This is a genomic window from Streptomyces sp. NBC_00523 (genome assembly GCF_036346615.1).
GTDB lineage: Bacteria > Actinomycetota > Actinomycetes > Streptomycetales > Streptomycetaceae > Streptomyces.
In genome coordinates this window covers 1,949,513-1,963,416 of record NZ_CP107836.1, presented here as the reverse complement: position 1 = coordinate 1,963,416, position 13,904 = coordinate 1,949,513, and the positions used below count along the sequence as shown (strand labels likewise).

Below are 13,904 nucleotides of genomic sequence, written 5' to 3'. Positions count from 1 at the left end.
GGCGGCCCCGGGACTTCGGTCCCGGGGCCGCCGCCGTTGCAAGGGGGTGGCTCAGGCGCGCGGCACCAGGGAGCCGGATGCGTCGTCCATGACCTTCCGGCCGTCCAGCGGCCGTTCCAGCGTGACCGTACGGGTCAGCTCCTTCGCGATCATCACGCAGACCTTGCCCGGCTCGGCCTTCTTCTCCTCCACGGTCACCCGGACCGTGTCCCCGTCCTCACGCGCGCTCGCCGTGTACGTGCTGCACACCCCGCCCCAGAACGTCACCGCGAGCGTCCGCCCGTCCGCGCTGTACGACTGGACCGCCCGGGCCTTCGCCGTACCGTCGCCGTCCGGGGACTTGCCCGGCACCGGCTCCCGCTTCAGGTACTCCGGGTCCACCGCCACCTGCGTGACCGTGTCACCGAGGCCACCGGCCGGCTTCACCGAGAAGATCCAGGACGGTACGAGCAGCTGCTCGCCGCCCGCCGTGTGCACCGCCAGGCCGAAGACCGCCTTCTCCACCGTCACCGTCGTCGCGGGCCGCTCCGCGCCGGTCTTCGCCCCGCAGCTGACCCCGTCCGACAGCGGGGCCGGCGAGGCGCACCCGCCGATCTCCCCGGCGGGCGGCTGCGCCGCGTTGAGCCGCTTCAGCGCCTCGGCCGCGCCGATCACCGGATAGGCGTCGCCCTTCTCCAGGGCCTTCAGCTTTCCGGAGCCCCCGGTCACCTGACCGTCCGGGCCCACCTGGATGCCGGTCGCCCAGCCGTACGTGGGCAGCCCGTCCACCACCGGATCGGCGTTGACCACCCGGACCGAGCCCATCAGCTGCTGCGCGTCGAGCGCCGCGTCGTCCTGGCCCGCCGCCTTCAGCACCGGCGCGGCGGCGGCCTTAGCGGCCTTCTCGTCCACGGGCTGCCCGGAGCCGCCGGGGGCCAGGGCGCAGACGGCCCCCTTCTTGCAGTTGTCCGTCCCGCCGGAGCCGTACCGGGTGAAGGTCCAGCTCCCCGGCGCCTGCTTGTTCACCCGCAGCACCGGACCCGAGCCGTCCCCGTCGGAGCCGACCTTCCAGGCGGTGGCCTCGGACTGCGGGGTGCCGGAGAGGCCGAGCGCCTTCGCCAGCCGGGTGACCTCGGCGGCCGTGACCGTGCCCCCGGCGCGCTGGACGGCGGCCTTCTCCGGCGCGTCCGGCAGCTTCCCGGACGCGCGGTAGACCAGCCGCCCGCCGTGCGGATCGGGCTCGCCGGGGGCGATGCCCTCGCGGGACGGGGCGGTCGGCGTACCGGCGTCGTCCAGGGCCAGGGGTGGGGGAGTGGAGCCCCCGCCGGACGCGGTGCTCCGTGTGTCGTCGCCGCCGTCCGCCGCGGTCGCGGCCCAGTACGCTCCGCCGCCACCGGCCAGCAGGACGGCGGCCGCCACCGAGGCCGCGACCAGCGGGGAACGCCGCCGGGTGGTGGTCACGTCGTTGTCGGGTCGCTCGGTGCTCACCGGATCGCTCCTTCGCCTGCATCGCGGTCGTGCGCTTGGCCGGCGCACGGCCCGCCGTGTGGGGCGGACAGGACTGGGACGGATCAGCGAGACACCTGGTTCCCCGGACTCTTCCTAGGGCCGGTCCTCCATCGCGTCGAGCAGCCGGGCGGAGGCGGGCGGCACGGTGACCCCGTGGATCAGGGCGGGGGCGATGCGGGTAGGGGTGGTCCTCGTGGGGGCCACCCAGTGCGGAGCCATCCGTGCGCAGTCTCCGCGCAGCTCGGCCAGACCGGTCTCGGACTCGCGCGGGGCGATGTGATTCGGCATACCGGCACCGTAGGCACCGCGGAGCCTGCGAAGAAAGCCCTACTATCGGGTAGTTTTTCCGCTTCGGGCCCAGCGGGAGCGGGTAGCGTGAACTGTCACGTCACCCCTGGGACGCGGACATCCGTTCCCCTTCGACCTCCGCAGGAGACGTCTCCCCGTGCGTATCGCAGTCACCGGCTCCATCGCCACCGACCACCTCATGACCTTCCCCGGCCGCTTCGCCGACCAGTTGGTCGCCGACCAGCTGCACACGGTCTCGCTCTCCTTCCTGGTCGACAACCTGGACGTACGCCGGGGAGGGGTCGCCGCGAACATCTGCTTCGGCATGGGCCTGCTCGGCACCAAGCCGATCCTGGTCGGCGCGGCCGGCTCCGACTTCGACGAGTACCGCGCCTGGCTCGACCGGCACGGCGTCGACACCAGCGCGGTGCGGATCTCCGAGGTCCTGCACACCGCCCGCTTCGTCTGCACGACGGACGCCGACCACAACCAGATCGGCTCCTTCTACACCGGCGCCATGAGCGAGGCCCGCCTCATCGAGCTCAAGGCCGTCGCCGACCGCGTGGGCGGCCTCGACCTGGTCTCCATCGGCGCCGACGACCCGGAGGGCATGCTCCGCCACACGGAGGAGTGCCGGACCCGCGGCATCCCGTTCGCCGCCGACTTCTCGCAGCAGATCGCCCGCATGGACGGCGACGAGATCCGCATCCTCCTCGACGGCGCCACGTACCTCTTCTCCAACGAGTACGAGAAGGGGCTCATCGAGTCCAAGACCGGCTGGACCGACGAGGAGATCCTCGGCAAGGTCGGCCACCGGGTCACGACGCTCGGCGCCCAGGGCGTGCGCATCGAGCGGGCCGGCGAGGAGCCGATCGAGGTCGGCTGCCCCGAGGAGAACGTCAAGGCCGACCCGACCGGCGTCGGCGACGCCTTCCGCGCCGGATTCCTCTCCGGTCTCGCCTGGGGCGTCGGCCTGGAGCGCGCCGCCCAGGTCGGCTGCATGCTCGCCACGCTCGTCATCGAGACCGTGGGCACCCAGGAGTACACCCTGCACCGCACCCACTTCATGGACCGCTTCACCAAGGCGTACGGCCACGAGGCCGCCGCCGAGGTCCACGCGCACCTCGTCTGAGCAGCCCGTCAGGAGAGCCGGCGGACCACATAGCCCGCGCCCCGGTCCGCCGGCTCCTCGCCCACGTACTCCTGCTCGCGCATCGCGCACCACGCCGGGATGTCCAGCCGGGCCGCCTCGTCGTCGGAGAGCACCGTCACCGTGGCGCCCACCGGCACCCCTCCGATCACCTTTGCGAGTTCGATCACCGGGATCGGGCACCGCTTGCCCAGCGCGTCGACCACCAGCGAGTCGTCCGGGGCGGGGGAGGAGGCCGCGGCCACCGGCGCGTCGAGCTTCTCGCGGACCCCGGCGACCAGGCCCGGCAGCACCTCCAGGAAGCGGTCGACGTCCTCCTCCGCGGTGCCCCGGGGCAGCGAGACGCGGACGTTCCCCTCGGACAGGACGCCCATCGCCTTGAGCACATGGCTCGGCGACAGCGTGCTGCTCGTGCAGGACGAACCGGACGACACGGAGAAACCGGCCCGGTCCAGCTCCCCGAGCAAAGTCTCCCCGTCGACATAGAGACAGGAGAAGGTCACCAGATGAGGCAGCCGCCGCATCGGATCGCCGACCACCTCCACATCGGGCACCAGTGCGGGCACCCGGGCCCTGATCCGGTCCACCAGCGCCCGCAGCCGGGCCCCCTCCGCGTCCGCCTCCGCCCGCACCGCGCGCAGCGACGCGGCCGCCGCGACGATCGCCGGCAGGTTCTCGAACCCCGGCGCGCGCCCCGACTCCCGCTCGTCCACGGGCCCCTGGGGCGCGAACCGCACCCCCTTGCGCACCGCGAGCAGCCCGACCCCGGCCGGCCCGCCCCACTTGTGCGCGCTGCCCGCCAGCAGCGACCAGCCCTCCGGCACCGGGCCCCAGGCCAGCGACTGCGCGGCGTCCACAAGGAGCGGCACCCCGGCCGCCCGGCAGAGCCCGGCCGCCTCGGCCACCGGCTGCTCGGTGCCCACCTCGTGGCTGGCGGACTGGAGGCAGGCGAGCGCGGTGTCCTCGGTGAGCGCCCGCCCGAACGTTTCCGCGTCCACCGCGCCGGTCCGCTCCACCGGGACCTGGTGGACGGTGCCGCCCCGGTCCTCGTGGTCCGCCGCCGCGTGGAGGACCGACGAGTGTTCGACCGCCGACACCACCAGACGGCGTCCGACACGCCGACGTCCGGCGAGCGCGCCGGAAATTCCGGAATACACCGCGCGGGTGCCCGATGAGGTGAAGGTGAGCTCGTCGGGGCGGCACCCGACCCCCTCGGCCGCCGCCTCCCGGGCCGCGTCCAGCAGCAGCCGGGCGCGGCGTCCCTCGCGGTACAGCCGGGCCGGATCGGCCCAGCCCTCGTCCAGCGCGGCAAGCAGCGCCTGGCGGGCGACGGGATGCAGGGGGGCGGCGGACGCCGCGTCGAAGTAAGGCACCCGGTCACGCTAGCCCGCCCCGCCGCCCGCAACCGGCCGTCCCTCCCGGTGGAGGGGGCGTCAGATGGCGGCCGGAGGCGCGAATTCCACCCCTTCGGGGAGTCGGGCGGCGCGTTGGGCACCCTCCCCGCGCGACCCCAAATAGCGTCCAGTAGGGTTTGGTCCGCATAAACATCCAAACCCCTGCCCGTACAGGGCGGCGACCGACCAGCGAGACGGCCGCGCCGACCGTGCGGGCGAGACTCTCGGGAAGGCGCTACGTGAGTCCCAACGGCTCCGACCGCTCGTCGCGGCGCCCGATGCGGCGGAAGCTGCCGCAGGTGCTGACTGCGGGCCTGATCCTGGCGACCGCCACCGGTTGCACGTACAAGGACTTCCCCCGCCTTGGTATGCCCAAGCCGGTAACGGAAGAGGCCCCACGGATCCTTTCCCTCTGGCAGGGCTCGTGGGCGGCAGCGCTCGCCACGGGCGTCCTGGTCTGGGGCCTGATCCTGTGGAGCGTCATCTTCCACCGGCGCAGCCGCACCAAGGTGGAGGTACCTCCGCAGACCCGGTACAACATGCCCATCGAGGCGCTGTACACCGTGGTCCCCCTGATCATCGTCTCGGTGCTGTTCTACTTCACCGCCCGGGACGAGACGAAGCTCCTCACGCTCTCCCCGAAGCCCGCCCACACCATCAACGTGGTCGGCTACCAGTGGAGCTGGGGCTTCAACTACATCGAGAACGTGGACGGCTCCGCCACCACGGGCAACGAGGTCCCCAAGGAGCTCGACGCCATCCCGGACAGGTTCCGCAAGGAATTCCCCAAGGGTGCGGACGGCGTCTACGACGTCGGCATCCCGGGCGACAGGAATCCGGACACCGGTAACCCGGGTCCCACCCTGTGGCTGCCCAAGGGGGAGAAGGTCCGGTTCATCCTGACTTCCCGTGACGTCATCCACTCCTTCTGGGTGGTGCCGTTCCTGATGAAGCAGGACGTCATTCCGGGGCACACCAATGCCTTCGAGGTGACCCCCACCGAGGAGGGCACCTTCCTCGGCAAGTGCGCCGAGCTCTGCGGCGTCGACCACTCCCGCATGCTCTTCAACGTCAAGGTCGTCTCCCCGGCGCAGTACCAGGCGCACCTCAAGGAGCTGGCGAAGAAGGGCCAGACGGGCTACGTGCCGGCCGGCATCGAGCAGACTGACCCGGCCAGGAATGCGGAGACGAACAAACTGTGAGCATCCTCAACGAACCTCAGGGTGCCGCGGCAGCAGACGACTCGTACGAGGACGAGCTGCCGGTCCGGCGCAAGCAGCCGGGAAACGTCGTCATCAAGTGGCTGACCACCACTGACCACAAGACGATCGGCACGATGTACCTGGTCACATCGTTCGCCTTCTTCTGCATCGGCGGCCTGATGGCGCTCTTCATGCGCGCCGAGCTGGCCCGGCCGGGCACGCAGATCATGTCGAACGAGCAGTTCAACCAGGCGTTCACGATGCACGGCACGATCATGCTGCTGATGTTCGCGACGCCCCTGTTCGCCGGCTTCGCGAACTGGATCATGCCGCTGCAGATCGGCGCGCCCGACGTGGCGTTCCCGCGGCTGAACATGTTCGCGTACTGGCTGTACCTCTTCGGCTCGATCCTCGCGGTGGCCGGCTTCCTCACCCCGCAGGGTGCGGCCGACTTCGGCTGGTTCGCCTACTCCCCGCTCTCGGACGCCGTCCGTTCGCCGGGTGTCGGTGCCGACATGTGGATCATGGGTCTGGCCTTCTCCGGGTTCGGCACGATCCTCGGTTCGGTCAACTTCATCACCACGATCATCTGCATGCGCGCGCCCGGCATGACGATGTTCCGCATGCCGATCTTCGTCTGGAACGTCCTGCTGACCGGTGTGCTGGTCCTGCTGGCCTTCCCGGTCCTGGCGGCCGCGCTGTTCGCCCTGGAGGCGGACCGCAAGTTCGGTGCCCATGTGTTCGACGCCTCCAACGGCGGCGCCTTGCTCTGGCAACACCTCTTCTGGTTCTTCGGGCATCCAGAGGTGTACATCATCGCCTTGCCGTTCTTCGGGATCATTTCCGAAGTGATCCCGGTCTTCAGCCGCAAGCCGATGTTCGGTTACATCGGCCTGGTGGCCGCGACGATCTCCATCGCCGGCCTCTCGGTGACCGTGTGGGCGCACCACATGTACGTCACCGGCGGTGTGCTGCTGCCGTTCTTCTCCTTCATGACGTTCCTCATCGCGGTGCCCACCGGGGTGAAGTTCTTCAACTGGATCGGCACGATGTGGAAGGGCTCGCTGTCCTTCGAGACACCGATGCTCTGGGCGATCGGCTTCCTGATCACCTTCACCTTCGGCGGTCTGACCGGCGTCATCCTGGCCTCGCCGCCGATGGACTTCCACGTGTCCGACTCGTACTTCGTGGTCGCGCACTTCCACTACGTCGTCTTCGGCACCGTGGTGTTCGCGATGTTCTCCGGATTCCACTTCTGGTGGCCGAAGTTCACCGGCAAGATGCTGGACGAGCGGCTCGGAAAGATCACCTTCTGGACGCTGTTCGTGGGCTTCCACGGCACGTTCCTGGTGCAGCACTGGCTGGGCGCGGAGGGCATGCCGCGGCGTTACGCGGACTACCTCGCCGCGGACGGCTTCACCGCGCTGAACACCATCTCGACCATCTCGTCGTTCCTGCTCGGCCTGTCGATCCTGCCGTTCTTCTACAACGTCTGGAAGACCGCCAAGTACGGCAAGAAGATCGAGGTGGACGACCCGTGGGGCTACGGCCGTTCGCTGGAGTGGGCGACGTCCTGCCCGCCGCCGCGGCACAACTTCCTCACGCTGCCCCGTATCCGCTCCGAATCCCCGGCGTTCGACCTGCACCACCCGGAGATCACCGCGCTGGAGCAGCTGGACCACGCCTCCGAGGGTGACAAGGCCCTCGCGGGCGGCAAGGAGGCGGGCAAGTGAAGATCCAGGGCAAGATGTTCCTCGGTCTGGCGCTGTTCATCCTCATCATGGCCATCACGTACGGCGTGTGGTCGAAGGAGCCCGTCGGCACCACCGCGCTGCTCCTGGCGTTCGGCCTGAGCGTCATGATCGGCTTCTACCTGGCCTTCACGGCCCGGCGGGTCGACGCGATGGCGCAGGACAACAAGGAGGCCGACGTCGCGGACGAGGCCGGCGAGGTGGGGTTCTTCTCCCCGCACAGCTGGCAGCCGCTCTCGCTGGCGATCGGCGGCGCCTTCGCCTTCATGGGCGTCGTCTTCGGCTGGTGGCTGCTGTTCTTCTCGGCGCCGCTCCTCCTGGTCGGCCTCTTCGGCTGGGTATTCGAGTACTACCGCGGTGAGAACCGCACCCAGTGAGACCGGTCCGCCGGTAGCACACCGCTCCACCTGACGGGGGGCCGACACTTCGACACGAAGTGGCCGGCCCCCCGTTTGCAGTCGTCCCGCGCGCTGAAACGGACGAATGTTCTTAGCGTGAGTCCATGAACCAGATGCCGCGCATCCGTCCCGTAGTGAGCTGCACTCTGCTGGCCGCGACCTTGGTCGCCGGGGCGGCAGCCTGCGGGAGTTCCGATGGTCACCCCCTGTCGTCCCAGCCGTTCGACGCGGCCGACGAGGTCTCCTTCAACACGCCCGACGGCGGCAAGAAGGTGAACCCCGACAAGCCCCTGGAGATCAGGGTCGACGCCGACGACGGCCGGATCACCGACGTCACGGCCGTGGACGCCGCAGGACGCCATCTGGCGGGCGAACTCGACGCCGACGGACACCGGTGGCACTCCACCGCCCCGCTGGCCGCAGGGACCCGTTACACCGTCAAGGTCCGCATGGAGGACGACGACGGGGCTCCCGGCAGCCGCACGATGTCCTTCGACACCGCCAAGGCCACCAAGTTCCTCAAGGTCGCCTTCGGCCCTCAGGCGGGCACCTACGGCGTCGGCCAGCCCCTCGTCGCCACGCTCAGCGCCCCCGTCACGGACAACGCCTCACGTGCCACGGTCGAACGCGGCCTGCGGGTCCGCTCCACGCCCTCGGTCACCGGCTCCTGGTACTGGGTGGACGACAAGACGCTGCACTACCGGCCCAAGGAGTACTGGCCGGCGAAGGCCAGCATCGAAGTCAGCTCCAACCTCACCGGCATAAAGGTCACCAACTCGCTCTACGGGGCGCCCGCGAAGGCGCTGAAGATCACCACGGGGGACCGCATAGAGGCCATCACGGACGCCTCGGAGCACTCCATGACGGTGCTCCGCAACGGCGAAGTGATCAACACCATCCCAGTCACCACGGGCAAACCCGGGTTCGACACGCGCAACGGCGTCAAGGTGGTGCTCGGAAAGGAGCAGTACGTACGTATGCGCGGGGAATCCATCGGGATCGCCGCCGGCTCCTCCGACTCGTACGACCTCGACGTCTACTGGGCCACCCGGGTGACGTGGAGCGGTGAATACGTGCACGCCGCGCCCTGGTCCACCGGCTCGCAGGGGTACGCCAACGTCAGCCACGGCTGCACCGGCATGAGCACCAGCGAGGCCGAGTGGTTCTTCAACACCGTGCGCGAGGGCGACATCGTCAGCGTCGTCGGCAGCGACGGCGAGACGATGACGCCCTTCGACAACGGCTACGGCGACTGGAACCTGTCCTGGGCCAAGTGGCAGAAGGGCAGCGCGCTGAACAACGACACCACCGCACCGAAGGTCGACAAGGTCAGCGCGGCGCGGCTGAGCCCCCAGGTCTGACCGTGGGAACCGTCCGTGGGGGCTCAGGCCCCCACGGACAGCCGCGTACGCAGCAGGGCGGCCAGGGAGTCCGCGAACTCCACCGGCTCCACCGGGAGCGTCACCGCGGCGTCCGCGCGGCTCCAGGTGGCCAGCCAGGCGTCCTGCGGGCGCCCGATGAGGACCAGGACCGGCGGGCAGCGGAAGATCTCGTCCTTGATCTGCCGGCAGACGCCCATGCCGCCCGCCGGAGCGGTCTCGCCGTCCAGCACGCAGACGTCGACGCCCCCGTGCTCCAGGGCGTCCAGAACGGCGGGCAGCGTGGCGCACTCCAGGAACTCCACCGGCGGTACGTCCGCCGCGGGCCTGCGCCCTGCTGCCAGCCTCACCTGCTCACGGGTGTGCGCGTTGTCGCTGTAGACCAGGACCGTGGCGGTCGGCTGCATGGTTCCTCCGTGACATCCGTGTCTTCGGGGCACTCGGGGCCCCCGGGGAACGAGAGCCGTCCGATGCGCGGATCGTACTCCGCCCGACAGCGTGTCAGTACCGGTTCGCACCGGCCTTCCCTGGGCCGTTCGGGCAGGACACACCCCTCTGACACACCGAACGGCACCCCCCGGAGTGAGGGCGGGATAAGCGACCGACATAATGTCGGTCGTGGCGACAGCAACGACAGTAGAAACCGGGCACGCGCACCCGTCGGTCAATCGGCCGAACCTCACCAGCGTCGGAACCATCATCTGGTTGAGCTCCGAGCTGATGTTCTTCGCGGCCCTCTTCGCGATGTACTTCACCCTGCGATCGGTGACCGGACCGGAACACTGGAAGGAAATGGCGTCCGCCCTGAACTTCCCGTTCTCGGCGACGAACACCACGATCCTGGTGCTCTCCTCACTCACCTGCCAGCTCGGCGTCTTCGCCGCGGAGCGGGGCGATGTGAAGAAGCTCCGTGCCTGGTTCGTGATCACTTTCGTGATGGGTTCGATCTTCATCGGAGGCCAGGTCTTCGAGTACACCGAGCTGGTGAAGAAGGACGGCCTCTCGCTGTCCTCCGACCCGTACGGCTCGGTGTTCTACCTGACCACCGGCTTCCACGGTCTGCATGTGACGGGCGGTCTCATCGCCTTCCTGCTCGTTCTGGGCAGGACATACGCGGCCAAGAGGTTCACCCATGAACAGGCGACCGCCGCCATCGTCGTGTCCTATTACTGGCACTTCGTCGATGTCGTGTGGATCGGCCTCTTCGCCACGATCTACATGATCAAGTAACCGGGCCCGAGCCCGAACCACATCCAGCATCGACGCAGAAGATCCTGACACCGGGGTAATCCGTGAAAAAGCTCTCCGCACGACGACGCCATCCGTTGGCGGCGGTCGTCGTACTACTCCTCGCGCTGGCGGCCACCGGGGGGCTGTACGCCGCGTTCGCGCCCGCGAGTAAGGCGCAGGCCGACGACACCGCCCAGTCCCTCGCCATCGACGAGGGCAAGAAGCTGTACTCCGTCGGTTGCGCCAGCTGCCACGGAACCGGCGGTCAGGGCACCTCCGACGGGCCGCAGCTTGTCGGCGTGGGCTCCGCCGCCGTGGACTTCCAGGTCGGTACGGGCCGCATGCCCGCGCAGCAGCCGGGCGCCCAGGTACCGAAGAAGAAGGTCATCTACAGCCAGGCCGAGATCGACCAGCTCGCGGCCTACGTCGCGTCGCTCGGCGCCGGTCCGGTCGTCCCGACCAAGAGCCAGGTCAGCCCTGAGGGTGCGGACATCGCCAAGGGTGGCGACCTGTTCCGTACCAACTGCGCGCAGTGCCACAACTTCACCGGCAAGGGTGGCGCGCTGACGAACGGCAAGTACGCGCCCGACCTGGACGGCGTGGACCCGAAGCACATCTACGAGGCCATGCTGACCGGCCCGCAGAGCATGCCGTCCTTCCCGGACTCGACGATGCCCGAGCAGCAGAAGCGGGACATCATCGCCTACGTCAAGACCGTGAACGGCTCCGAAGCCGAGTCCCCCGGCGGCCTCGCACTCGGTGGCCTGGGTCCGGTCAGCGAGGGCCTGTTCGGCTGGATCTTCGGTCTGGGCGGTCTGATCGCAGTTGCCATTTGGGTCGCGGCCCACACCGCTAAGGCCAAGAAGTCATGAGTAGCCAAGAGATTCCAGAAGAGAACCTGCCCGACGCGCAGGGCACCGCGCACGCCGCGGTGGACAAGGCGCACGACGACCCGTTCGCCGACCCGGGGCTGCCGGCCCACAGGCCGCGCATCCAGGACATCGACGAGCGGGCCGCGAAGCGCTCCGAGCGCACCGTCGCGACCATGTTCCTGTTGTCCATGCTGGCGACGGTGGGCTTCATCGCCTCCTACGTCATCTTCCCGGTCGACAAGATCGTCTTCATCTTCCCGTTCGGTCATGTCAGCGCCCTCAACTTCTCCCTGGGTCTGACCCTGGGTCTGGCGCTCTTCCTGATCGGCGCGGGCGCCGTCCACTGGGCGCGCACCCTGATGTCCGACGTGGAGGTCGCCGACGACCGGCACGCCATCGAGGCGACGCCCGAGGTCAAGGCGAAGGTGCTGTCCGACTTCGCGGACGGCGCCCGGGAGTCCGCGCTCGGCCGTCGCAAGCTGATCCGCAACACCATGTTCGGCGCGCTGGCCCTGGTGCCGCTCTCCGGCGTGGTGCTGCTGCGCGACCTGGGTCCGCTGCCGGAGAAGAAGCTCCGCAAGACCCTGTGGGCCGAGGGCAAGCAGCTCGTCAACATGAACACGATGGAGCCGCTGCGTCCCGAGGACGTGGTCGTCGGTTCGCTGACCTTCGCCATGCCCGAGGGCCTGGAGGAGCACGACGAGGACTTCCAGACCCAGATCGCCAAGGCCGCCCTGATGATCATCCGCATCGAGCCGGACGACATCAAGGACAAGCGCGAGCGCGAGTGGGCGCACGAGGGCATCGTGGCCTTCTCGAAGATCTGCACGCACGTCGGCTGCCCGATCAGCCTGTACGAGCAGCAGACGCACCACGTGCTCTGCCCGTGCCACCAGTCCACCTTCGACCTCTCCGACGGCGCCCGCGTCATCTTCGGTCCGGCCGGCCACGCCCTCCCGCAGCTGCGGATCGGCGTGAACAGCGAGGGCAACCTCCAGGCGCTCGGTGACTTCGAAGAGCCCGTCGGTCCTGCATTCTGGGAGCGCGGATGAGTACTGCGACGAACACACCCGGTGCCTCCGCGCCGGGCAACCGCAAGGCGCCCGCCGGTGAGCGGGTGGCCGACTGGGCCGACGGCCGGCTGGGGATCTACTCCCTCGCCAAGGCCAACATGCGCAAGATCTTCCCGGACCACTGGTCCTTCATGCTCGGTGAGATCTGCCTCTACAGCTTCATCATCATCATCCTCACGGGTGTGTACCTGACGCTGTTCTTCCACCCGAGCATGAACGAGGTCGTCTACCACGGCCCGTACGAGCCCATGCAGGGCATCCGGATGTCGGAGGCGTACGCCTCGACGCTGAACATCAGCTTCGACGTCCGCGGTGGTCTGCTGGTCCGGCAGATCCACCACTGGGCCGCGGTCATCTTCCTGGCCGGCATGTTCGTGCACATGATGCGCGTGTTCTTCACCGGCGCGTACCGCAAGCCGCGCGAGATCAACTGGCTGTTCGGCTTCCTGCTGTTCGTCCTCGGCATGTTCACCGGCTTCACCGGTTACTCGCTGCCGGACGACCTGCTCTCCGGTACGGGTGTCCGCTTCACCCAGGGCGCGATCCTGTCGACGCCGATCGTGGGTACGTACATCTCGATGTTCCTGTTCGGCGGGGAGTTCCCCGGCGGCGACATCATCGCGAGGTTCTACTCGATCCACATCCTGCTGCTGCCGGGCATCATGCTCGGGCTCGTGGTCGGCCACCTGATCCTGGTCTTCTACCACAAGCACACCCAGTTCGCGGGTCCCGGCAAGACGAACAAGAACGTCGTCGGCATGCCCCTGCTGCCGGTGTACATGGCGAAGGCCGGCGGGTTCTTCTTCCTGGTCTTCGGCTTCATCGCGGTCATCGCGGCGATCGCCTCGATCAACCCGATCTGGGCCATCGGCCCGTACCGTCCCGACCAGGTGTCCACGGGCGCCCAGCCGGACTGGTACATGGGCTTCGCCGAGGGCTTCGTCCGTGTGATGCCGGGCTGGGAGATCAACCTCTGGGGCCACACGCTGGTCCTGGGCGTCTTCATCCCGCTCGTCCTGTTCGGTGTGGTGCTCGGTGCGCTGGCCATGTGGCCGTTCATCGAGTCCTGGATCACCGGCGACAAGCGCGAGCACCACATCCTGGACAAGCCGCGCAACGCGCCGACCCGGACGGCCCTCGGTGTCGCCTGGGTGACGATCTACTTCGTCATGCTGATCGGCGGCGGCAACGACATCTGGGCGACGCACTTCAGCCTCTCGCTCAACTCGATCAGCTGGTTCGTCCGTATCGCCTTCTTCGTCGGCCCGGTCATCGCGTTCGTCGCGACCCGGCGGATCTGCCTCGGCCTTCAGCGCCGTGACAAGGAGAAGGTGCTGCACGGCCGCGAGTCCGGGCTCATCAAGCGCCTGCCGCACGGTGAGTTCGTGGAGGTCCACGAGCCGCTGTCGCCGGAGGCCCGGTACGCCCTCACCGCGCACGAGCAGTACCAGCCGCTCGAGATCGGCCCGACGGTCGACGAGAACGGTGTGGAGCGCAAGGTCTCCAGGATCACCAAGGTCCGGGCGCGGCTCAGCAAGAGCCTGTACGGCGAGGACAGCCAGATCGCCAAGCCCACCGCCGAGGAGTACAAGGAGATCACCAGCGGCCACGGCCACCACTGATCACCCGTTCTGATCGCCACGGCGAGAGCCCCGTCCATTCGCTGGACGGGGCTCTTT

13 protein-coding genes are annotated in these 13,904 nt (G+C 68.9%); 9 read left to right on the top strand and 4 right to left on the bottom strand.

What is annotated here, in order from left to right; translation table 11 throughout:
• Positions 1-51: 51 nt before the first annotated feature.
• The gene (locus OHS17_RS08855) at positions 52-1,467 is read right to left on the bottom strand and encodes a hypothetical protein (RefSeq protein ID WP_330311710.1); all 1,416 of its coding nucleotides are present in this window, start codon (positions 1,465-1,467) and stop codon (positions 52-54) included.
• A gap of 114 nt (positions 1,468-1,581) precedes the next feature.
• Entirely contained in the window at positions 1,582-1,776 is a 195-nt protein-coding gene (locus tag OHS17_RS08850) for a hypothetical protein (protein WP_330311709.1), read from the bottom strand.
• Between the two features lie 157 nt (positions 1,777-1,933).
• Between OHS17_RS08850 and OHS17_RS08845 the strand changes: the two genes are divergently transcribed.
• A complete protein-coding gene (locus OHS17_RS08845; protein WP_018104383.1) occupies positions 1,934-2,908 on the top strand; it encodes a carbohydrate kinase family protein in 975 nt (324 codons plus the stop codon).
• Between the two features lie 8 nt (positions 2,909-2,916).
• Here the strand turns inward: OHS17_RS08845 and OHS17_RS08840 are convergent, their stop codons facing one another.
• Positions 2,917-4,299 carry a cysteine desulfurase/sulfurtransferase TusA family protein gene (locus tag OHS17_RS08840; RefSeq protein WP_330311708.1) on the bottom strand — a complete coding sequence of 461 codons (1,383 nt, stop codon included), beginning with the start codon at positions 4,297-4,299 and terminating at the stop codon, positions 2,917-2,919.
• A gap of 260 nt (positions 4,300-4,559) precedes the next feature.
• Here OHS17_RS08840 and ctaC point away from each other — a divergent pair, with 260 nt between their 5' ends.
• The 4 genes from ctaC to OHS17_RS08820 all read left to right on the top strand — a co-directional run bounded on the left by ctaC (position 4,560) and on the right by OHS17_RS08820 (position 9,032).
• On the top strand, positions 4,560-5,522 hold the full coding sequence (gene ctaC / locus OHS17_RS08835; protein ID WP_018104385.1) for an aa3-type cytochrome oxidase subunit II: 963 nt from the start codon (positions 4,560-4,562) through the stop codon (positions 5,520-5,522).
• A complete protein-coding gene (gene ctaD, locus OHS17_RS08830; protein ID WP_330311707.1) occupies positions 5,519-7,255 on the top strand; it encodes an aa3-type cytochrome oxidase subunit I in 1,737 nt (578 codons plus the stop codon). Before ctaC ends, ctaD begins: the two co-directional genes overlap by 4 nt.
• Entirely contained in the window at positions 7,252-7,650 is a 399-nt protein-coding gene (locus tag OHS17_RS08825; RefSeq protein ID WP_161211143.1) for a cytochrome c oxidase subunit 4, read from the top strand. Before ctaD ends, OHS17_RS08825 begins: the two co-directional genes overlap by 4 nt.
• A gap of 125 nt (positions 7,651-7,775) precedes the next feature.
• Positions 7,776-9,032: a L,D-transpeptidase gene (locus tag OHS17_RS08820; protein ID WP_330311706.1), complete on the top strand. Its 1,257-nt coding sequence runs from the start codon at positions 7,776-7,778 to the stop codon at positions 9,030-9,032.
• A gap of 23 nt (positions 9,033-9,055) precedes the next feature.
• On the opposite strand, the gene OHS17_RS08815 is transcribed toward OHS17_RS08820, so the two are convergent.
• Positions 9,056-9,457: a hypothetical protein gene (locus OHS17_RS08815; protein ID WP_018104389.1), complete on the bottom strand. Its 402-nt coding sequence runs from the start codon at positions 9,455-9,457 to the stop codon at positions 9,056-9,058.
• A 202-nt stretch (positions 9,458-9,659) separates the two neighbouring features.
• Between OHS17_RS08815 and ctaE the strand changes: the two genes are divergently transcribed.
• From ctaE to qcrB, 4 genes are all read left to right on the top strand, one after another.
• Positions 9,660-10,280 carry an aa3-type cytochrome oxidase subunit III gene (gene ctaE / locus OHS17_RS08810; protein ID WP_026171689.1) on the top strand — a complete coding sequence of 207 codons (621 nt, stop codon included), beginning with the start codon at positions 9,660-9,662 and terminating at the stop codon, positions 10,278-10,280.
• 62 nt (positions 10,281-10,342) lie between these two features.
• Positions 10,343-11,152 (top strand): cytochrome bc1 complex diheme cytochrome c subunit, encoded by an 810-nt coding sequence (qcrC, locus tag OHS17_RS08805; protein WP_026171690.1) that lies wholly within the window; start codon positions 10,343-10,345, stop codon positions 11,150-11,152.
• Positions 11,149-12,204, top strand: coding sequence for a cytochrome bc1 complex Rieske iron-sulfur subunit (qcrA, locus tag OHS17_RS08800; RefSeq protein ID WP_330311705.1), 1,056 nt, complete (start codon positions 11,149-11,151; stop codon positions 12,202-12,204). The genes qcrC and qcrA overlap by 4 nt, the downstream gene beginning before the upstream one ends.
• A complete protein-coding gene (gene qcrB / locus OHS17_RS08795) occupies positions 12,201-13,847 on the top strand; it encodes a cytochrome bc1 complex cytochrome b subunit (protein WP_330311704.1) in 1,647 nt (548 codons plus the stop codon). Before qcrA ends, qcrB begins: the two co-directional genes overlap by 4 nt.
• The last annotated feature ends 57 nt before the right edge of the window (positions 13,848-13,904 follow it).